The sequence below is a fragment of the Acidimicrobiia bacterium genome, assembly GCA_035651955.1.
Classification (GTDB): Bacteria; Actinomycetota; Acidimicrobiia; order IMCC26256; family JAMXLJ01; genus JAMXLJ01.
Genome location: DASRES010000045.1, coordinates 18,401 through 39,150, shown reverse-complemented (window position 1 = coordinate 39,150; position 20,750 = coordinate 18,401). Strand labels below are relative to the sequence as shown.

Annotated in this window: 18 protein-coding genes; 9 read left to right on the top strand and 9 right to left on the bottom strand. The window is 72.4% G+C overall.

Annotated elements, in window-relative coordinates; translation table 11 throughout:
* Window positions 1-307 precede the first annotated feature (307 nt).
* Window positions 308-1,795 carry a DNA methyltransferase gene (locus VFC33_10815; GenBank protein ID HZR13730.1) on the top strand — a complete coding sequence of 496 codons (1,488 nt, stop codon included), beginning with the start codon at window positions 308-310 and terminating at the stop codon, window positions 1,793-1,795.
* A gap of 356 nt (window positions 1,796-2,151) precedes the next feature.
* Here the strand turns inward: VFC33_10815 and VFC33_10810 are convergent, their stop codons facing one another.
* A complete protein-coding gene (locus tag VFC33_10810) occupies window positions 2,152-2,526 on the bottom strand; it encodes a rhodanese-like domain-containing protein (GenBank protein ID HZR13729.1) in 375 nt (124 codons plus the stop codon).
* On the bottom strand, window positions 2,523-3,731 hold the full coding sequence (locus VFC33_10805) for a geranylgeranyl reductase family protein (GenBank protein HZR13728.1): 1,209 nt from the start codon (window positions 3,729-3,731) through the stop codon (window positions 2,523-2,525). The genes VFC33_10810 and VFC33_10805 overlap by 4 nt, the downstream gene beginning before the upstream one ends.
* Window positions 3,732-3,873: 142 nt before the next feature.
* Here VFC33_10805 and VFC33_10800 point away from each other — a divergent pair, with 142 nt between their 5' ends.
* The 8 genes from VFC33_10800 (at window position 3,874) to VFC33_10765 (ending at window position 12,215) form a co-directional block, all read left to right on the top strand.
* Window positions 3,874-5,181 (top strand): ABC transporter substrate-binding protein, encoded by a 1,308-nt coding sequence (locus VFC33_10800; GenBank protein ID HZR13727.1) that lies wholly within the window; start codon window positions 3,874-3,876, stop codon window positions 5,179-5,181.
* Window positions 5,178-5,903, top strand: coding sequence for a DUF4388 domain-containing protein (locus tag VFC33_10795; protein ID HZR13726.1), 726 nt, complete (start codon window positions 5,178-5,180; stop codon window positions 5,901-5,903). The genes VFC33_10800 and VFC33_10795 overlap by 4 nt, the downstream gene beginning before the upstream one ends.
* The gene (locus VFC33_10790; GenBank protein ID HZR13725.1) at window positions 5,900-8,818 is read left to right on the top strand and encodes a nitrate- and nitrite sensing domain-containing protein; all 2,919 of its coding nucleotides are present in this window, start codon (window positions 5,900-5,902) and stop codon (window positions 8,816-8,818) included. Before VFC33_10795 ends, VFC33_10790 begins: the two co-directional genes overlap by 4 nt.
* The gene (locus tag VFC33_10785) at window positions 8,818-9,240 is read left to right on the top strand and encodes a roadblock/LC7 domain-containing protein (GenBank protein ID HZR13724.1); all 423 of its coding nucleotides are present in this window, start codon (window positions 8,818-8,820) and stop codon (window positions 9,238-9,240) included. Before VFC33_10790 ends, VFC33_10785 begins: the two co-directional genes overlap by 1 nt.
* Window positions 9,237-9,605: a DUF742 domain-containing protein gene (locus VFC33_10780; GenBank protein HZR13723.1), complete on the top strand. Its 369-nt coding sequence runs from the start codon at window positions 9,237-9,239 to the stop codon at window positions 9,603-9,605. Before VFC33_10785 ends, VFC33_10780 begins: the two co-directional genes overlap by 4 nt.
* Window positions 9,586-10,206 carry an ATP/GTP-binding protein gene (locus tag VFC33_10775; protein ID HZR13722.1) on the top strand — a complete coding sequence of 207 codons (621 nt, stop codon included), beginning with the start codon at window positions 9,586-9,588 and terminating at the stop codon, window positions 10,204-10,206. Before VFC33_10780 ends, VFC33_10775 begins: the two co-directional genes overlap by 20 nt.
* Window positions 10,207-10,423: 217 nt before the next feature.
* Window positions 10,424-11,203 carry an electron transfer flavoprotein subunit beta/FixA family protein gene (locus tag VFC33_10770; GenBank protein ID HZR13721.1) on the top strand — a complete coding sequence of 260 codons (780 nt, stop codon included), beginning with the start codon at window positions 10,424-10,426 and terminating at the stop codon, window positions 11,201-11,203.
* Between the two features lie 43 nt (window positions 11,204-11,246).
* On the top strand, window positions 11,247-12,215 hold the full coding sequence (locus VFC33_10765; GenBank protein ID HZR13720.1) for an electron transfer flavoprotein subunit alpha/FixB family protein: 969 nt from the start codon (window positions 11,247-11,249) through the stop codon (window positions 12,213-12,215).
* A 119-nt stretch (window positions 12,216-12,334) separates the two neighbouring features.
* Here the strand turns inward: VFC33_10765 and VFC33_10760 are convergent, their stop codons facing one another.
* From VFC33_10760 to VFC33_10730, 7 genes are all read right to left on the bottom strand, one after another.
* Window positions 12,335-12,703, bottom strand: a complete 369-nt coding sequence (locus tag VFC33_10760; protein HZR13719.1) for an STAS domain-containing protein — start codon at window positions 12,701-12,703, stop codon at window positions 12,335-12,337.
* Complete coding sequence (locus VFC33_10755; GenBank protein HZR13718.1) at window positions 12,700-16,974, bottom strand: SpoIIE family protein phosphatase; 4,275 nt, start codon at window positions 16,972-16,974, stop codon at window positions 12,700-12,702. Before VFC33_10755 ends, VFC33_10760 begins: the two co-directional genes overlap by 4 nt.
* Window positions 16,975-17,050: 76 nt before the next feature.
* Entirely contained in the window at window positions 17,051-17,839 is a 789-nt protein-coding gene (locus VFC33_10750; protein HZR13717.1) for an exodeoxyribonuclease III, read from the bottom strand.
* Window position 17,840: 1 nt separating this feature from the next.
* Window positions 17,841-18,197, bottom strand: coding sequence for a DUF6285 domain-containing protein (locus VFC33_10745; protein HZR13716.1), 357 nt, complete (start codon window positions 18,195-18,197; stop codon window positions 17,841-17,843).
* Complete coding sequence (locus VFC33_10740; GenBank protein HZR13715.1) at window positions 18,197-19,201, bottom strand: phosphotransferase family protein; 1,005 nt, start codon at window positions 19,199-19,201, stop codon at window positions 18,197-18,199. The genes VFC33_10745 and VFC33_10740 overlap by 1 nt, the downstream gene beginning before the upstream one ends.
* Before the next feature lie 12 nt (window positions 19,202-19,213).
* A complete protein-coding gene (locus VFC33_10735) occupies window positions 19,214-19,873 on the bottom strand; it encodes a VIT family protein (GenBank protein HZR13714.1) in 660 nt (219 codons plus the stop codon).
* Between the two features lie 158 nt (window positions 19,874-20,031).
* Complete coding sequence (locus tag VFC33_10730; GenBank protein HZR13713.1) at window positions 20,032-20,640, bottom strand: superoxide dismutase; 609 nt, start codon at window positions 20,638-20,640, stop codon at window positions 20,032-20,034.
* Window positions 20,641-20,750: the final 110 nt, after the last annotated feature.

Here is a 20,750-nt window from a genome sequence, read left to right as displayed (position 1 = left end):
CACGAACGACTACTTACTCTGGTACGCGCGGGACATCGAACGCGTGAAGTATCGGCAGCTCCATCGCGACAAGGCGCTTGGCGGTCCGGGCACCTCGGGATACACGTTCGTTGAGGAGCCGGATGGTTCTCGTCGGCGCGCGACGCCGGAGGAACTGGCGACCGGAGTAGTCGACGGGCGCTTGTTCGGTGCGAGTCCGACGACGTCGCAAACGGTTCGCGAGGCGCAGACGACAGTGTTCCCGATCGAAATCGAAGGTCATACGTTCCTCCCCGGCAAGGGTGGGTGGAAGAGCAACCGAGCCGGCATGGAACGGCTGAAACTCGCGAATCGACTCACCGGCTTCGGAAATTCCTTGCGTTACGTTCGATACCTGGACGACTTTCCTGCATTCCCATTCACCAACCTGTGGGATGACACGACAACTGCGGGATTCGGCGATCCAAAGATCTTCGTCGTGCAGACGAACACGAAGGTCATCGAGCGGTGTCTGCTCATGACGACCGATCCGGGTGACCTCGTGCTCGATCCGACGTGCGGGTCGGGGACGACGGCGTACGTTGCCGAGCAGTGGGGGCGGCGCTGGATCACGATCGACACGTCACGTGTCGCGCTCGCGCTCGCACGGACGCGGCTCATGTCGGCCAAGTTCCCGTCGTACCTGCTCGCCGACTCTCCGGAAGGCGCGGCGAAGGAAGCGGAGATCACGGGACGGCCGGCAACCGAAGGGCCGTTCGAGCGGGACGTGCGCAAGGGCTTCGTCTACAAGCGCGTCCCGCACGTCACGCTGAAGTCGATCGCGCAGAACCCCGACATCCACGAAGGCATGACGCGTGACGAGATCGACCGCGCGATCGCACGTCACGCGGAGCAGGAACTCCTCGTCGACCAGCCCTACGAGGACACGAAGCGCGTACGCGTCACCGGGCGATTCACGGTCGAGAGCCTGTCGCCTCACCGTGTCCTCGACGCGGACGCGGAACGGCCCGCGACGGAGCTCACCGAGCACGATCCGGAAGCCGAGCAGTTCGTGCCGCTGATCCTCGACCTCCGCAAGGCCGGCGTCCAGAACACGGTGAAGCAGGAACGGCTCGTGTTCGACCGGCTCGAGCCCTTCCCCGGCGAGTGGATCAACGCCGAAGGCGAGTACACGGACAAGGCGGGAGCAACCAAGCGGGTCGCGGTGAGCGTCGGCCCGCAGTACGGGACGGTCACGCCTCAGCAGGTCAAGGAGGCGGCGAAGGAGGCCGTCAAGGGCATCGGCTTTGACGTGCTCGTCGTGTGCGGGCTCGCGTTCGATCCACACGTCCCGGAGACGGCGAGGGATTTCGGCCGGCTCGCGGTGCTGCCCGCCAAGATCAACCCCGACCTGACGATGCCAGGCGACGTCTTGAAGAAGACCGGCAGCGGCAACCTCTTCATGGTGTTCGGCGAGCCGGACGTGCTCGTCAAGAGCGAGGACGGCAAGGTGACGGTCGAGATCCGCGGCGTGGACGTCTACGACCCGACGACCGGTCAGGTGCGGTCGAACGACACCGACGACATCGCGTGCTGGTTCCTCGACACCGACTACAACGACGAGAGCTTCTTCGTCCGCCACGCGTATTTCACCGGCGCGAACGACCCCTACGACCGACTGAAGCGCGCGCTGAAGGCCGAGATCGACCCGGTCGCGTGGGAGAGCCTGTACTCGACCGTGAGCCGACCGTTCGACCCGCCGAGCACCGGGAAGATCGCCGTGAAGGTCATCAACCACTACGGCGACGAGGTGATGCAGGTCTACGACGTCGCGTAGGCCGCGCTACGAGGCCTTCTTGCGTACATCGCGCTCTCCCAGACCTGCACGCGTCGCCGGTGCGCTTGGTGACGCGCGCTCATCACGAACTGACCTGTCGGCCTGATGATGCCCAGGCGATTCGCCTCGCGGAAGCCTGCGCCGATGACGTTGGGGTTCGCAGGCGGCGGTACGAAGTGAGGCCACACATCGTCGCTCGTGAAGCGCTCCTTGTGCTGTGCGACGTGCCGTATGGCGTCCACGACTGAGCTCATCGGTCCCTCCTCGGGTCACTCGATCGTTCTGATCGGCGAACCGGGGCGGAGAACTGAAGCCGGCTGCTGGTGCGCCGGTCCCGCGGGACCGCCGCCGCGCGCTCAACCGTCGTGCAGCGCGCGCCAGGCCTGGTAGCCGCCGTCGAGATCGGTCGCGCGTGTGAGCCCGAGATCCTGCAGCGTCGCGGCGGCCAGGCTCGACTGGTAGCCCTCGTTGCACACGACGATCACGTCGCGCTCGTACCCCGTCTCGGCGATGCGATGAGCGCTCGACGGGTCGAGCCGCCACTCGAGCACGTTGCGGTCGACGACGAGCGCGCCCGGCAGCTCGCCGTCGCGGTCGCGCAGCTCGGCCGATCGGATGTCGACGACGAGCGCACCGGTCGCCATGCGCGCGTCGAGATCCTCGGGCCGGACGCGCACGAGGCGGGTCCGGGCCTCGGCGAGGAGGTCGTCGATGCTGCGGCGCGCGGTCACGACGACGAACCGTACGCGCCCGGAGGCGTGAACATGCGCGGTCCCCACCGGTCGGGCGTCAGGATCAGCGCGCGCGGATAGTCCTCGTACATCCAGCGCGCGAAGTTGCGGCGCGTCCACGGGGTGAGGCCGGCCGCCCGGATCGACGCGCGCGCGCCGAGCGGCGACCGCAGCAACCGTTGCAACCTCCCCGCGAAGCGCAGATCGCGCCCGAGGGCGCGGTCGACGAGGGACACATACCGCGCCCGCACCGTCGGGCGCGACCCGGCGCGCGCGATCGACGTTGCCGCCAGCATCCCCGTCTCGAGCGCCTGCGCGATGCCCTCGCCGGTCAACGGGTCGACGACCGACGCCGCGTCGCCGGCGAAGAGCGCGGGACCGGCGGCGAGCCGGGCCGGGTCGTACACGCTCGGGATCGGCCAGGCGCGGTGAGCGCCCTCCGGGCACGCGCGCGGCCCGAGGGCCTCGCGCATCGACGCGCGTGCCAGGACGTCGGGCCACAGCGCGCGCAGCTCCTTGCCGCGCGCGCGTCCGTCGCGCAGGACTCCGAACCCGACGTTCGCGCGACCATCCGGGAGCGGGAACACCCAGGCGTAGCCGGGCAGCAGGTCCGCCTCGAACAGCACGGACAGGCGTGCGTCGTCGACACCGCTGAAGTACTGGCGCACCGCGTGCCACGTCCCCAATTCCGGTCCGCTCCGGACACCGAGCGCGCGGCGCGTCGGCGAATACTGCCCGTCCGCCGCGATCACCCACCTCGTTCGCACGGTGAACCCGTTCGACAGCCGGGCGACCGCCGGATCGCCGTCGACCAGCCCTTCGAGCGCGACGCCGTCGTGCACGTCGACGCCGACGGACCGGGCCAGCGCGACGAGCGCGGCGTCCAGCTCGAGGCGAGGGACGACGACCGTGTGCAGCCCGCCGCCGGGCATCGGCAACGTCACCCGGCGGCCGCTCGGCGACACGAGCACGGTCTCGTGCACGGGCATCGCCGAGGGGAGGACACCCAGCGACAGCCCGAGCCGTTCGAGGTCGCGCAGGGCCGCCGTGGTCAGCCCGTCGCCGCACGTCTTGTCGCGGGGGAACGTGGCCTTGTCGACGACGAGGACGCGCAGCCCCTCGCGGACCGCGGTGATCGCCGCCGCGCACCCGGCCGGTCCGGCTCCCACGACGACGACGTCGAGCTCCTCCCGGGCCGCGGTCACCGGCCGACGCTATCCAAGCCGGGTGCATCGCCACGCGTCGTGACGGCGAATCCGGGCGGATTCGGCCCGGAGTGCTCAAGAACGACGCCGGTTCCGGTCGATAGACCGCGCAACGTGAGGCCGCGCTCGACGCCGGAGGGACATGCGCAGTCGCGTCATCGGGATCGCACTCGTCGTGGCGCTCGCGGCATCGGGATGCAGCCTGTTCGGCGGCGACGGCAGCGGGTCGCGTGCCACGCCGGCGCGGGCCGCGACCGCGTCCACGGGCCCCGCGCCGCACGTCGAGCCGTGCGGGCCCGGCACCGCGCACGGCGCGACCGACACCGGCGTCGACGACCGGACGATCACGATCGCGACGATCGCCGACGTCGGCGGCGTGCGGCCGAACCTCTTCCTCGGCAACTGGCAGGCGATGGACGCGTTCGTCGCGTTCTGCAACAGCCTCGGCGGCGTCAACGGCCGCCAGCTCCGCCTCGTGAAGCTGGACTCCGCGCTGTTCGACCAGCGCGCGCAGACGATCCTCGCGTGCGACAGCGCGTTCGCGCTCGTCGGATCCGCGGCCGCGCTCGACGGTGCAGGCGCGCAGAGCGGCGCGGACTGCGGCATCCCCGACATCCCCGCGTTCAGCGCGGAGCCGCAGCACGCGTCCGCGTCGAACGTCGTGCAGCCGTTGCCGAACCCGCCCGACAGCTATCCCGTCGGACCGGGTCGCTACCTCGCGCAGCGGTTCCCCGACGCGGTCAAGCACGCGGCGATGCTCTACAGCAGCGTCGGCGTGACGCTCGTGCAGGCGCGCCGCCAGATGGAGAGCTACCAGGGCGTCGGGTTCCGGTTCGTCGACCAGGTTCCGTTCGACGTGGTGAGCGCGGACTTCGGCTCGATCGTCGCGAAGCTGCACCAGCCGCTCGGGTACGTCTACGTCCAGGGTGAGCTCACCGACCTCATCTCGGTGCAGCAGGCGCTCGCGGCGAGAGGCATCAAGCCGACGATCGTCGACGCGGGTCAGCAGGCGTATGACCCCGCGTACGTCAAGCAGGGCGGCGCGGCGGTGGAGGGCACGTACGTCCTCGCGACGACCGTCCCGTTCTCCGAGGCGGCGTCGTCGCCCGAGATGCAGCGGTACTTGCACTGGCTCGCGGTCACGCACCCGGGCGCGCAACCGACGGCGCTCGGGGTGCAGGGATGGTCCGCGGGTCTGCTCTTCGCGGACGCGTTGAAGTCGCTCGGCTCGAACGTCACGCGCGCCGGCCTGCTCGACGCGCTGCGCAACATCCACCACTGGGACGGCAACGGCATCCACATCCCGACCGATCCCGGCGGCAACCGGCAGCTCGGGTGCTTCATGTACCTGCAGGTCCGCAACGGGCAGTTCGTGCGCGCGTTCCCGGCGCGCGGGTTCTCGTGCTCGCCGGACAACGTCGTCGCGCTGAAGGACTCGACGCCGCGATGACCGCGTTCGAGACGGCCGACGAGGCGCGGGACGCCGACACCGAGGCGCGCGGGATGCGCGTCACCGACGGGACGTTCACGCTCGACGAGATGCTCCGCTTCGCCGCGTCGACGGCCCGGACCGCAACCGTGCACGTCGAGGGAGCGCGCGCCGGGCGGGTCGCGTTCAGGGACGGCCGCATCGTCGGCGCAGACGTGGCGGGCCACGCGGCGTGCAGCCAGCCGGCCGGGCTCGACCGCGTCGTCGACGTGCTCCTCGAGCTGGAGGTCGAGGCGGCGGGCACCGGCTGCTTCGAGCTCGTGCCCGGCGTCGACGCGGCGACCGTCGGGGGCGCGGCGCTCGCGGTCGACGACGTGCTCGCGACGAAGACGGCGCGCGTCCGCGAGTGGAAGGAGATCGTCGCCGGTCTCCCGGGCGCGGGTGCGGTGCTGCGGCGCGCGTCCGACCTCACCCGCCCGGTCACGATCGACGCCGATGGCTGGCGCGTCCTCGGTGCGCTCGACGGCGGCGCGTCGGTCGCGCGCCTGACCCGCACGACCGGCATCGGAACGTTCGCAACGTGCCGCGCCGTCCGTCGCCTCCTCGACGCCGGCGCGGTCACGGTCGACGAAGAGACCGACCCCGGCGCGGTCACGGTCGACGAAGAGACCGACACCGGCGTCGTGGAACAGCCCATCGACACGCGCGTCGTGGAAGAGCCCAGCAGCAAGGGGACGTCGTGATCCGCAACATGAAGTTCCGCTCGAAGCTCGTGCTCCTCGTCGGGCTGCCGCTGTGCGCGCTGATCGGCGTCACCGTGCCGGGGTTCACGAGCCGTCTCGACGTCGTCAACGCCGAGACGCGCGCGCAGCACCTCCAGGCGCCCGCGAACGCGATCACGACGATGGTGCAGGGCCTCGACAACGAGAACGCGCTGTCGAACTGGTACGTCGGGAGCGGCGACCCCGCCGTGCACCAGCTGCTCGCGTCGGCGCGCGTGCAGACCGACCGCGAGCTCGCGGCGTTGCGCGGGCAGACGACCGAGCTCCGCCGCGCCGGTGCAGGGGGCGCGGCGTCGCGGCTCGCGCAGGTCGTCGCCGGGCTCGACCTGATCGGCCAGCAGCGCCAGTTCGTCGACGTGCGCGTCGTGCCGATCGACTCGGTCACGGGCTTCTACCAGGACACCGTGCAGCAGCTGCTGCAGGTCGTCGACTCGATGGGAACGTCGTTGCACGACGCGACCCAGGTCGCCAACCTGCGTGACTTCGCGACGGTGCTGCGCATCGCGACGGCGGCGGGTGAGGAGCGCGCCATCCTGACTGCCGGGTTCGCGCAGCGCTCGCTCGCGCCGGGGCTCGTGAACGACGTGATCGGCGCGGTCGCCGCGCAGGACGCGTATCAGGCGTCGTTCGAGGCCCAGGCCGGCGGCGAGCTCCGGCAGGCGTTCGACGCGCGGCTGCGCGCCGGCAGCGCGGTCCGGGATCGGGTCCGAGCGCTGCGCAGCCAGGCGTTGAACGGCCGGTTCTCCGACCACGGTGTCACCCCGCGCGAGTGGTACGACGCGAGCACGCAGCAGGGTGAGCAGCTCTACGCGGCTGCCCACGCGGTGCTGGACCGCGCGAACCAGGTCGGCCTCGACCGGAAGCACGCCGCGAAGCAGGCGATGCTCGCGTACGGCGCGGGAGCGGTCGGCGTGCTGCTGCTGGCGCTCGCTCTCGCGATCGCGATCGCGCGGGCGACCACGCGCCCGTTGGGCCGGCTGACACGTGCGGCCCACGAGCTGTCCGAGCAGCAGCTCCCGGCGCTGCTCGACGCCGTGCGCGCCGGGGGCGCGTCGGGCGAGCTCGAGGCGATCAGCGCGGTACCGGTCGAGTCGCGTGACGAGATCGGCGAGCTCGCGCGCGCGTTCAACGCGATGGAGGACGCCGTCGTCGAGGTCGCGCGCGAGCAGGGGAACCTGCTCCGGCAGGGTGTCAGCGAGCTGTACGTCAACCTCGCGCGCCGCAACCAGAGCCTGCTGGACCGCCAGATCCGTGCGATCGACGACCTCGAGCGGGACGAGACCGACGCCGATCGGCTCGACTCGCTGTTCCACGTCGACCACCTCGCGACACGCATGCGCCGCAACGCCGAGAGCCTGCTCGTCCTGGCCGGCGCCGAGCAGGTGCGCCGATGGGGGAGCCCGGTCCCGGTGCTCGACGTCGTGCGATCGGCGGCGTCGGAGATCACCGACTACGCGCGCGTCGACGTGCAAGGGCTCGACGGCGTGAACGTCGTCGGCGCAGCCGTCATCGACCTGACGCACCTCCTGGCCGAGCTGCTCGAGAACGCGACGTCGTTCTCGCCACCCGAGTCGCGCGTCGTCGTCGGCGGGACGTGGTACGGGACCACGTACGTGCTGTCGATCACCGACCAGGGGATCGGCATGGCGGACGACCGGCTCGCGGCCGCCAACGCGTTGCTCGCCGAGCCTCCTGCCCCGCGGCTCGCGCTGTCGCGCTCGCTCGGCCTGTTCGTCGTCGCGCACCTCGCGGCGCGCGTCGGGGTGAGCGTCGAGCTGCGCGCGGGCGCGCCGGGTGTGGTCGCGCTGGTCGCGTTGCCGGCCAACGTCCTGCACGCGCCGGCGCCGCCCGTGCCAGTGCCGGTCCTCTCGGAGCCCGTGGTCGCGCCGCCCCCCGTCCCGCCCGTCGTCGTCGAGTCCCCCGCGTCGCCCCCGGTCGCCGCGCCACCCGTGCCGCCCGCGCCGCCGGCGGACGTCGACGCATTCGTCGCGCATGCGTCCGCGCCCGTCGACGACGCGGTGGCCGCGAGCCGATCGCCCGCGCCGGTCGAGGAGCGCGACGAGACACCGGCGGGCCTGCCGCGGCGGCGGCCGGTGCCGGGGCCCGAGCTGACCTTCGAGCCGACCGAGACGCCGCGCGAGCCGGCACCCGCGGCCGACGAAACGCCCGAGCGCATGCTCGTCGATCAGCCCGTCCTCGATCAGCCCGTCGTCAACCACCCGGGCGTCGACCCCGTGCCGCTCGCGCCACCGCCACCGATCGAGCCCGCGCCCTCCACCGAGTTCGCGCCCTTTGCCGCGCCCGCGCCCTTTGCCGCGCCCGCGGCGAGCGCCGCGCCCGCGCACGACGACGTGGCCGACGCGCCGATGCGGGCCGAGCGCGCGTACGCAGCCGACGACTTCCTCCCACGGGTCGACCGTCCGCACGCGCCGTCGACGTCCCGCGCGCCGCGCGGCTCGCGGACGCGACCGTCGTTCTCGTTGCGGCGACGTCACGCGCACGAGCCCGACGCGTGGTTGGAGCCCGAGGGGTGGCACGACGACGACGACCACCTCTCGTGGCTCGTCCCCGACGACGGCGACGCCGCGTCCGTCGCGCCCACGGACACGGCAACCGCGGTCACGACACCGCGCCCGGCCGAACCGGTCCCGACGACGCCCTCCGGACTGCCCCAACGCGTACGGGGGTCGCACGTCGAAGCCCCACCCGCGGAGCCGGCACCCGTCGCGGCCGCCCCGACGCAGCGCGCGCCAGAGCAGGTGTTCGAGCTGCTCGCCCGGTACGAGGCCGGACGACGCCGGGGCGTGACCGCGGCGCACGCCGACGGTTCGACCGCAGGGGAGCCGGCAGGCGTGGACGGAACGGAGGAGCGCTGATGCAGACGCTGAGCAGCGACGCCCGCAACCTCAACTGGCTCGTCGCCAGCTTCGTCGAGCGCGTCCCGTCGGTCACCGAGGCCGTCGTCGTGTCGTCGGACGGGCTGCTCATCGCGATGTCGGACGGATTCGACCGTGCGAGCGGCGACCGCCTCGCGGCGGTGGCGGCCGGGCTCATCAGCATCGCCCGCGGTGCGGGTCAGCCGATGAACGCCGGGGCCGTGAGCCAGATCATCATCGAGATGGAGCGCGCGCTCCTGCTCGTCATGTGCATCAGCGACGGCTCCGCGCTGGCGGTCACCGCGACGCGCCCGTGCGACATCGGTCTCGTCGCGTACGAGATGGCCCTGCTCGTCGAGAAGGCGGGACCCGCGCTGACGCCCCGTCTCGTCGCCGAGCTCAAGGCCTCGCTCCCGCAGTGAACGAGGACGCCGAGCGCGAGCCGCGCCCCGGGTCGCTCGTCCGTCCGTACGTCGTCACGGGCGGGCGAACGCACGCGCCGGGCGACGAGCTGCCGATCGAGACGATCGTGACCGCGGTCGCGCCGGTCAGCGACCTGCCGTCGTACGCGCCGACCGAGGCGCGCGAGATCCTGCGCCTCGCACACGACTCGCTGTCGGTCGCGGAGCTCGCCGCGCGCACGGGTGTGCCCGTCGGCGTCGCGCGCGTGCTCGTGGCCGACCTCGCCGCGACCGGCCTCGTCACCCTCGGACGCACCGCGAGTCGCGACGAGCAGGACAACGTCGCTCTCCTCGAGAGGTTGCTGGATGGCATTCGCGCACTCTGACGACGACCTCGTCCCGCGGCAGGCGGAGGCCACCCCGCTGTCGGTGAAGCTGCTCGTCGCGGGCGGCTTCGCGGTCGGGAAGACGACGTTCGTGGGGTCGATCTCGGAGATCACGCCGCTGACGACCGAGGCCGCGATGACGTCCATGAGCATCGGCGTCGACGATGCGGGCCCCGTCTCGACGACGAAGACCGCGACGACCGTCGCGATGGACTTCGGTCGCATCACGCTCGACGGCGGCATCGTGCTCTACCTGTTCGGCACACCGGGTCAGGACCGGTTCTGGTTCATGTGGGACGAGCTCACGCGCGGCGCGGTCGGTGCCGTGGTGCTCGTCGACACGCGCCGGCTCGAGGACTCGTTCCCGGCGGTCGACTACTTCGAGTCGCGCTCGGTGCCGTTCGTCGTCGCGGTGAATTGCTTCGACGGGTTCGCGCGCCACACGCCGTGGGAGGTCCGCGAGGCGCTCGTCGTGCCGCAGGACGTCCCCATCGTCCTGTGCGACGCCCGCCACCGCAGCTCCGTGAAGTCGGTCCTCGTCATGCTGGTCGAGGAGGCTCTGCGCCGCGCACGCGGCGCCGCGCCGACCGCGGCCCCTTGACGCCGACCGGCTCGTCGCGCTCCGACTCCGTCGGCGCCGCAGAGGACATCGAGGCGTTGCGTCGCGCGCGCGGCGTCGCGCCGAGCGCGACTCCCTGATCCGGGGCGCTCAACCTCGATTTCGCACGTCAGCGGGTCCTCGCGCCAGAATCACGGACGGTCCAGGCGCCGGCGGCTCTCGCTCGGCGCGTCCTCCGCCAGCCGACCGAGGAGCCAGAGTGAACGTCGTCGTCTGCGTCAAGCAGATCCCCGACCCGGCCACGCCCGGCGCGCTCGACAGCGACAACACGCTGAAGCGCGAGGGCAAGCTCATCCTCGACGAGTCCGACAGCTTCGGCGTCGAGATGGCGCTGCAGCTCGTCGACAAGGCGGGCAGCGGCGAGGTGACGCTCGTCTCGATGGCGCCGAACGACGAGGTGTCGGGGTTGCGCACCGCGCTCGCGATGGGCGCCGCGAAGGCGATCCTCGTCTCCGACGACGCGCTCGCCGGGTCGGACGCGCTGAGCACCGCGAAGGTGCTCGCGAAGGCGATCGAGCGCGCGGGTGAGGTCGACCTCGTGCTCGCCGCGACGGAGTCGACCGACGGGTACACGGGCACCGTGCCGCCCCAGGTCGCCGAGCTGCTCGGCTGGCCGTCCCTCACGTACGCACGCAAGGTCGAGGTCGACGACGGCAAGGTCACGATCGAGCGTCAGACCGAGGCGGGCTACGACGTCGTCGACGCGTCGCTGCCCGCGGTGGTGAGCGTGACCGCCGGTGTCGTCGAGCCGCGCTACCCGTCGTTCAAGGGGATCATGGCCGCGAAGAACAAGCCCGTCGACAAGGTCGGTGTGAGCGACCTGGGGCTGTCCGCGGACCAGGTCGGCTGGTCCGGCGCGCGCCAGGAGATCACGAAGGTCGAGCCCGCGCCCGCGCGTGAGGCCGGCGAGAAGATCGAGGACGAGGGCGACGCGTACGAGCGCATCGTGCAGTTCCTCGAGCAGCTCAAGGTCATCTGATCCGCGTCGGAACGCGAACGAGCGCGAAAGGAAGCAACCCGCGATGGCTCTCTCGAAGGTGTGGGTGTTCGCCGAGGCCGAGGGCGGCACGCCGCTGTCCGCGACGCTCGAGCTGCTCACCAAGGCGCGTGAGATCGGCGACACGGTCGAGGCCGTGTTCATCGGCGCGGACGCCGACACGGTCGCGCCGAAGCTCGGCGAGTACGGCGCGGCGAAGGTGTACACGGCGGACCCGGGGCAGACGCTGACTGGTGTCGTCGGCGCGGCCGCGCTGGCGGAGCTCGTCGAGCAGCACCAGCCCGACCTGATCCTGTTCGCGCAGAGCTACGACGGGCGTGACGCGATCGCGCGCCTCTCGGCGAAGATCGACAGGCCGGTGCTCACGAACGGCACCGCGTTGAGCGTCGAGGGTGACGACGTGAAGGTCGGCACCGCGATCTTCGGTGGCAGCCAGCTGGTCGACACGACGTTCACCGGGCCGAAGCCGTACCTCGCCGCGATCCGCCCCAAGTCGTTCGCCGCCGAGCCGGGCGGTTCGGGCGCCGCGGAGATCGAGCGGCTCGACGTCGCGGACGTCGGCCGCGCGGGCGAGGCGCAGATCCGGGACCGTCACGTCGAGGAGCGCGAGGGTCCGAAGCTCGAGGACGCGACCGTCGTCGTGTCGGGTGGTCGCGGCATCGGCGCGGCGGAGAACTACGAGCCGCTCGTCGACGAGCTCGCGAAGCTGCTCAAGGGCGCGTCGGGCGCGTCGCGTGCGATCGTCGACGCGGGGTGGGTGCCGTACGCGAAGCAGGTCGGCCAGACCGGCAAGACGGTGAAGCCGAAGGTGTACATCGCGCTCGGCATCTCGGGTGCGACGCAGCACATGGTCGGCATGAAGGGCTCGGACAACATCGTCGCGGTCAACAAGGACCCGGAGGCGCCGATCTTCTCCATCGCCGACCTCGGCGTCGTCGGCGACGTGCACAAGGTCGTCCCCAAGCTCATCGACGCGCTGAAGTCCCGCAGCTGACGCGCGGCGCGCGGGCGCCGAACGCTCATTGAGCGAATTCCGTCGTCAGGCAGTAGTCACGTGTCAATGAAACGTCAGTGACGTGATCCGGCGCCCGACCGTCGGCCTGGGTCGACGCGCTACGCGTCGGCGTTGCTCGGGCGAGCCGCGGCGACCGCTCGCTCGACGGTGTCGTCGAGCGGCACCTGCTCGTCGAGCTTCGTCAGCAGGATCACCCGGCGCACGAGCGCCTCGTCGGTGACGACGAGGCGCAGCTGCTGGCGACGCGACTGCAGACGCTCGGCGAGCTCGAACAGCAACCGGACGCCCGTGCTGTCGAGATAGGTCGTCTCGGTCAGGTCGAGCACGAGCGCGCCCGTCTCCTGCGACGCCCGCGCGATCACCAGGGCGCGGATCTCGTCGACGTTCGACAGGTCGATCTCGCCCACGAGGTGGGCCACGAGCACGCCGTCGACGTCGTCGATGCGGACCTGGGCGAGCGGCTTCACGCCTCGTTCGTCCTCCGCAGGCGATGACGGATCCGGACGACCGTGCCGTCGGTGCCGCGGTCGACGACGACGTCGTCCATCAGCGCGCGCACGATGTCGAGCCCGCGCCCGCCGTTGGCGCGGGACTCGTTCCGCTCGCGCCACCTCCCGAAGTCCCGCACGACGAGCGTGAGGTCGCCGGCGTCGCAACGACCGTCGACCGAGAAGTGGGCATCGCCGAGACCATACGCGTGCTGGATCGCGTTGCTCGCGATCTCGTTCACGGAGACGGTCACGTCGTACGTCTCGGCCGGCGACGCGCCGAGGCCGGCGAGCCAGTCGTGCAAGGTGCGGCGCAGCGGACCGAGCTGCTCGGGTCGGGCGGGGAGCGAGAGCTGGAGCGCGCTCCGCGCGGCGCGAGGCCGCATGACGAGCACGGCGACGTCGTCGGCCGGACCGGACTCGTCGAGCAGCTCGTCGAGGAGATGGTCCGCGAGCTTCTCGAGATCGTCGGGTGCGCGCGCGACCGTCTCGCCCAGGCGCAGGAATCCGACGTCGAGCGGCTCGTGGCGGCGTTCGACGAGCCCGTCCGTGTAGAGCACGAGGACCGCGCCCGGCGCGAGCACCGCGCGCTCCTCGGTGTAGCGGGCGGACGAGGACGCGCCGAGCGGCATCCCGCGTCCGCCGGGCAGGTAGGTGAGCGTGCCGTCGGGCTCGCGCACGAGGGGCGGCGGGTGTCCCGCGGTCGACAGCCGCACGGTGCCCGTCTCGGGCGCGTACGACATGACGAGCAGCGTCGCCATGTCGGAGCTGCCGGCGTCGATCAGGTACGCGTTGACGCGCGTCAGGATCTGCGAGGGCGACAGACCCTCGAGCGCGCAGAACTGCACGGTGTGGCGCAACCGACCCATGGCGGCGGCGGCGCGCACGCCGTGCCCGACGACGTCGCCGATCGCGAGGACGAGACGACCGTCGGCGACGCGCACGACGTCGTACCAGTCGCCGCCGATCTTCACGCCCGACGTGCCGGGCAGGTACCGCGCGGCGAGCTCGGCGTCGGGGAGGTCGGGGAGGGCCTCGGGCAGGAGGCTGCGCTGGAGCACCTCGACCAACTGCTGCTCGCGCTCGAACCGAATGGCGTTCTCGACGGCCGGCGCGACGCGGCGCGCGATCTCCTGCGCGAGCGGGACGTCGTCGTCGGTGTAGCGGCGGCCGGACTCCGCGTAGGAGAACACGAGCGCGCCGAACGGGCCCGCGGGATCGAGCAACGGGACCGCGATGAGCGACGTGATGCCGGCCGCCCGTGCGCGCTCGCGTTCGCTCGGGTCCGCGGTGATCCGCTCCGCGAGGTCGGGTGGTGCGACGGGCATGAACACCGGCTCGCGGGTCCGGACCGCGACGGCCGGCGGTGCCTCGCTCCCGGGCTCCAGCACGATGTGCTCGGGATGCGAGTCGATGAACTCCTGGACCCTCGCGTCGACGTGTGAGAACGCGGCGAGGCGCACGCGCCCGTCGGCGTCGGCGACGAACACCGAACAGCTGTCGGCGAACGTCGGGATCGTCATGTGGGCGACGCTGTGCAACCGGGCCTGCGAGTCGAGCTCGACGGTGATCAGCTCGCCGACGCGCGCGAGCAACCGCAGTCGCTCCTGGGCGCGCTGCGCGTCGCTGCGGAGCCGCGACGTCTCGATGACCTGCGCGAAGCGGCGGGCGAGCTCGTGCGCGAGGTCGACGTCCTCGGGCTCGTACCGGCGGCCGGACGCGGTCGTGTAGTTGAGGATCATCAACCCGAACCGCTCGCCGTGCGCTTCGAGCGGTACGGAGATCGCGGACCGCACGCCGTGCGCCTCGATCACCGCGAGATGGTCGGCGTCACCGCCGGCCATCGTCGCACGCATGTCCTCGGTGACCTCCTCCATGAGGACGGCGCCGCGGGCGAGTGTGGTGGCGACGGGATCCTCACCGGCGGGGTCGAACGGCCAGCGACGATCCGCGGCGAGGAGCTGTGCGCGCAACGCGGGGTCGACGTGCGTCACCGCGACGTGGCGCGGCTCCTGGCGCGTCGCGCGCAGGTAGACGTTGCACGAGTCCGCGAAGCGCGGAACCACGATCTCGCCGACCTTCTCGAGCATGTCGTCGACGCTCCACGACGACGAGAACAGCTCGTTGGCGGCCGCGATGAGCATCGCCGCGCGCTCGGCCCGTTTGCGGTCCGTGATCTCGACGGTGGTGAGACCGATGCCGATGAGCCGCCCGTCCGGCGCGACGACCGGGTAGACGGACGCGAGGAACGAGCGCTCGATGCCGGGGCGCGCCGCCGTCTGCCCGCCGATCTCGATGCCGACGACCGGGTGCCCGGTCGCGACGACCTCGCGGAACGGCGCCTCGAGCGCGGGCCACAGGCCAGGCGCGACCTCGGCGACGGGCCGGCCGACCTGCTCGCCGGCGGGGCTGACGTCGAGCCCGGCGAGGGGATCGTTCACGCGCACGATCCGGAAGTCGAGGTCGAAGAACGCGAGCCCGATCGGCGCGTGCTGCAGGAGCGTGTCGAGGCGCGCGACCGTCTCGGTCAGGGCCTGCGTCGCGGCCTCGGCGTCGGCTCGCGCGCGCCGCTCGGCCTCGAGCACGCGGCGGAGCTCCTCGTCGGCCGCCTTCCGCGCGGTGATGTCGATCCCGACACCCACCCAGGCCGCCGACGGGCCCGGGAAGCGGCTCCCGCGTGCCTCGATCCACACCACGCGGTCGTCGGGGCGCAGCAGCCGGGCCTCGACGACGAGCTCACCCGTCGACGCGCCCGCCACGAGCGCGCGGCGCACGCGGTCGCGGTCCTCGGGGTCGATCAGCGCGAACAACGCGTCGACCGTGCCCGGGAACGTCCCCGGCTCGAGGCCGAACACGGCCTGCAGCTCCTCCGAGAGCTGGACCGTCCTCGTGTCCGGGTCCCACGCCCACGCGCCGATGCCGCCGGCGTCGAGGGCGAGCCGCGCGACGGTGTCGCGGACGCGCACCTCCTCCTCGGCGCGCCGCCGGTCGGTGATGTCGATCGTGACCCCGATCCAGCGGGCCGGCGGGGGGCCCGGGAGGGGCCGTCCCCGGCTCTCGACCCAGCGGACCTCACCGTCGGGGCGGACGAGCCGGTACTCCGTGACGATCTCGCCGCGCGCCTCGCCCTCGGCGATCGCCTGCATCGCCGCTTCCCGGTCGTCGGGATGGATCCGCTCGACGAGGGCGCGCAACGTGCCGCGGAACGTCCCCTCGGCGAGACCGGCGAGCCGTTCGAGCTCCGGGGACCACGTGGTGTGGCCGGTCGTCGGGTCCCACGTCCACGTGCCCATCTCGCCGGCGTCGAACGCGAGGCGGGCCTCGGTCTCGCGGCGTTGCAGCTCGTCCTCCGCGACCTGGCGCAACGTCGCGGCGGCGACGACGTTCGCCACACCACGGAGGAAGACGACGTCCTCGTCGTCGAAGTGGCGTCTCGTGCGCGAGTAGGCCGCGAGGAACCCGGCGGGACGGTGCGCGCCGCGCAGCGGGACGATCGCGCCGCTGACGACCCCGAGTCGCACGAGCGTCTCCGGCGCCTTGAACCGCTCGTCGCGCGCGAGGTCGTCGAAGACCGACGGCGTCCCGGTCGCGAGCGTGATGCCCGCGGGTGCGTCGAGGCCCCCGACCGCGCCGGTCGAGCCGACCGCGGCGGCGTCGTCGAAGCCGATCGCGGCGCGCAGCACGAGCGCGTCACGCGCGGGCGTCAGCTCGCTGGCGACCACGATGTCGACCGACAGCACCTCCGCGACGGCCGCGACCGCGTCGTCGTACAGGTCGTCGAGCCCGCGGCCAAGGAGCGCGGCGCGGCCGAGGTCCGCGACGACCTCGTGCTGCCGCGCACGCCGCGCGAGCGTCTCGTCGACCTCGTGCAACACCTCGGCCGTCGGCGCGGGGCGGGCCAGGACCGTGACCATGGCGTCGTGCAATCCCGGCTCGCGTCGTACGGTCAGCTCGACCGGCGCGAGAGTGAGGCTGACGCCGTCGCGTCGTTCGATCTCGGCCTGCAGGGTGAACGGCGTGCTCCCGGCGCTCGAGAGGCGCTCGGCGAGCTCCTGCGCGGACGACGCGGTGAGCAGCGACCGCAGCGTCCGGCCGACGAGCTCGCCGCCCGTCCGGCCGAACAGCCGCTCGGCGGCCGCGTTGCACCAGCCGACGACGGTGCGGTCGTCCGTCAGCAGGACCGCGTCGCCGAGCGTCGCGAGCGCGCGTGCGAGGCGGTCGTCGTGCTCGGGGCGGGACCGGCGTCTCAACGAGGAGCGTGCTCCCTCTCGACGGGGCGTGCGGGACAGGATACGGCGCGTTCCGCGCGCCGTGGCCGTCCCGTCGTCACGCCTCGGCGAGCTCCGACAGGTCGACGAGGACGGGCGCGTGGTCCGAGGGCGCCTTGCCCTTCCGGGCGTTGCGATCGACGAGCGCGAACGTCGCCCGCGCGGCGAGCGGCTCGGTCATGTACACGAGGTCGATCCGCATGCCCCGGCCCTGGTGGAAGTCGCCCGCCCGGTAGTCCCAGTAGGTGAAGAGCCCGTCGTCCTCGTAGACGCGCCGGAACGCGTCCACGAGGCCCCACTCGCGGAGCGCGGCGAGTGACGCGCGCTCGGGGTCCGTCACGTGCGTCGCACCGACGAACGCCTTCGGGTCCCACACGTCGCGGTCCTCCGGGGCCACGTTGAAGTCCCCGAGGAGCGCGAGGTCCCGCGACGGGTCGGCGGTCGCCGCGAGCCAGTCACGCAGGCACCCGAGCCACGTCAGCTTCCGCTCGTAGAACTCGCTGCCGACCTCGCGGCCGTTCGGGACGTACACCGTGACGACCCGGACGCCGGCACACGTTGCGGCCAGCAGCCGCGCGTCGCCCACGTACGGGTCGTCGATGTCGCCGAAGCCGGTCGACACGTCGTCGATCCCGACGCGCGAGAGGATCGCGACCCCGTTCCACCGCCCTTGCCCGTGGTGCACGGACTCGTAGCCGAGCGACGCGAACGACAGTTGCGGGAACGCGGAGTCGGCGAGCTTCGTCTCCTGGAGGCACAGCACGTCGGGTCGCGCGTACGCCAGCCACTCCTCGACGCGCGGGAGACGGGCCTTCAGCGAGTTGACGTTCCAGGTCGCGATCCTCACGTCACGTCTCCAGGTAGCGCGGGTTGGCGATCGTCAGCTTCGCGCGCACCGTCCGACGGACGTGGTCCACGACCGCGTCGCGTTGGTCGTCGAGGCTCCCGTCGCGGATCCGGCGCGCGAGCTCGGCGTCGAGCTCGTCGCGGGTGCCGTCGTGGCCGAGCAGCGCGCGCAGCCGCGCGTGCTCCTCGTCGTCGAGCGCCGAGCCGGACGCGAGCTCGCGCCGGACGATCCCGACGACGTTCGCGGCGACGCGCGCGTGGAATGACAGCCGTCCGTCGGTGCCGGGGACGACGTCGCGCGCGAGGAACTCGGCGACCGCTTCGAGCAGCTCGTCCGCGGTGGGTCGGTCCTGTGCCATCAGCCGCGCGCCAACTCGTCGAGCAGCGCGAGCAGGTCCCACTCCATCTCGGCGACACGCCGCCCGAGCGCGGCGAGCTCGACGGAGCGGACCCGGCCCGACGTGTGCAACGTCGCCTGCATCGCGCAGATGACCCCCCACTTCAGCGTCCCGAACGCCTCCCAGTACCGGAGCGCGTCGAGCTCCACGCGCCCACCCCCGGCGGCCGCGTACGCGTCGAGCAGCGTCGTGTAGTCGCCGAACCCGCCGACGGGCCGGTCCGTCGCGCCGAAGCGCCACGACTTCACGCACAGCCAGCCGAGGTCCTCCACGGGATCGCCGAGGTGCGCGAGCTCCCAGTCGAGCACGGCGCGCAGCCCGTCCGGCCCGACGACGAGGTTGCCGTTGCGGAAGTCGCCGTGCACGAGCCTCGGCTGCCCGTCGCTCGGCACGGGCACGTTCTCGTCGAGCCAGCGCAGCCCCAGCTCGAACGCGGCGTGCGGCTCGCCGAGCGCGTCGAGCACGCCGCGGTACTGCGCGAGCTGTTCGCGCGCGCCGAGCACCTGGAGCGTGGACGTGGCGACGGTCGCGACGTCGATCCGGTGGATGCGGGCCGCCTGCTCGCCGCACTGCTGCGCGAGACCGGCACGCGCCGCGGCGAACTCCTCGTCGCGGAGGATCTTCCGGGCGATCGTCTCGCCCGCCACGCGCCGCATCACGAACCCGTCGCCGAGCCCGTCGCCCGGCTCGAGGAGGAGCACCGGCTCGGGCGCGGCGACACCGGCCGCGTGCGCCGAGCACAGCACGTCGTACTCGGTCGCGCGCGACGTGCTCCCCGCGTGGCCGCCCGGATCGCGGCGCAGCACGAGCTCGTGGCGCGCGCCGCCGGCGCTGCATGCGTCGAGCGCCCAGGTCTCACGCGACGCGCCGCCGGACAGGCGCCGCATCCCGTCGACGGTGACCGGGCCGAGCACGCGCGCGAGCGCACGCGCGAGTCGTTCCGGGTCCGGTGCCGCGGCCGTCACACGTGCCGGGACCTAATAGCCGGCGGCGCCGATGAGTGCGCCGATCGCCGCGGTGACCGCCATCGCGAGCCCGCCGCCCACGACGACACGGAACGCCGCGCGCCCGCGCGGTGCGCCACCGAGGCGGCCGCCGGCCGCGCCCAGCACGGCCAGCGCGACGAGCCCCGCGGCCGCGATGATCGCGACGCGCGCGCTTCGCGGAGACACGAGCATCGCGAGGATCGGGACAAGCGCGGCCGTCGCGAAGCTGAACGCCGAGACGATCGCAGCCTGGACCGGGCGCGCGTGCATCGCCTCGGTGATCCCGAGCTCGTCGCGGAGGTGACTCCCGAGCGGGTCCGCCTCGTGCATCTGCACGGCCACCTTGCGGGCGAGGTCGTGGTCGAGACCGCGCTCGACGTAGATCTGCGTGAGCTCGTCGAGCTCGTGGTCTGGGGCGACGAGCTGCTCACGCCGCTCACGCGCGATGTCGGCCATCTCGGCGTCGCGTTGCGCGCTCACCGACACGTACTCGCCCGCCGCCATCGACCCTGCACCGGCGACGAGGCCGGCGATGCCCGCGACCATGACGGACGTGCGGCTCGCGGAGGTCGCGGCCACGCCGATCATCAGGCTCGCGGTCGACACGACGCCGTCGTCGGCGCCGAGCACCGCGGCCCGCAACCACCCGATGCGCGACGTCCCGTGACGCTCGGGGTGCGGCCGGCGCTCGGTGAACGGACGGCGGAGCGCCCGGGCTCGTGCCACGGAGCCGACGCTAGCGCGTCGCCGCGCGCCCGGACGCGTGACGGCAACGGGCGGCCGTCACGCGTCCGAGCCAGCGCGGTGCGTCAGACGAGCGCGTTCTTGCGCGCCTTGTCGAACCGCTTCGCGACGTCGTTCCAGTTGACGATGTTCCAGAACGCCTCGACGTAGTCGGCCTTCACGTTCTTGTACTGCAGGTAGAACGCGTGCTCCCAGATGTCGATGACGAGCAACGGCGTGGAGCCCTGCCCGAAGTTGTTCTGGTGGTCGTAGATCTGCGCGGTGTAGAGCTGCTGACCGAGCGGGTCCCACATCAGCGCGCCCCACCCGGAGCCCTGCACGGTCGACGTCGCCTGGGTCAGCTGCTTCTTCAGGCTGTCGAACGAGCCGAACGCCTCGTCGACCGCGGACGCGAGCTCACCCTCCGGCTTGCCGCCGCCGTCGGGCGACATGTTGTTCCAGTACAGCGAGTGGAGCACGTGGCCCGACAGGTTGAACGCGAACGTCTTCTCGAGCCCGACGATGCCGCCGAAGTCACCGGCCTGGCGGGCCGAGCCCAGCTTCTCGAGCGTCTCGTTCGCGCCCTTCACGTACGCCGCGTGGTGCTTGTCGTGGTGCAGTTCGAGGATCTGGCCCGAGAGGTGCGGCTCGAGCGCCGCATAGTCGTAGGGCAGGTCCGGCAGCTGGTAGCTCACTGCGACTCCTTCTCTCCTGGGGACGCTCTCGTTGCGGACGCGCAGTGCGAGCGCGTGACGTCCACGTCGGTCCTTGCGATTCGCGTCTCATCATGCCCGACACCCGCCCG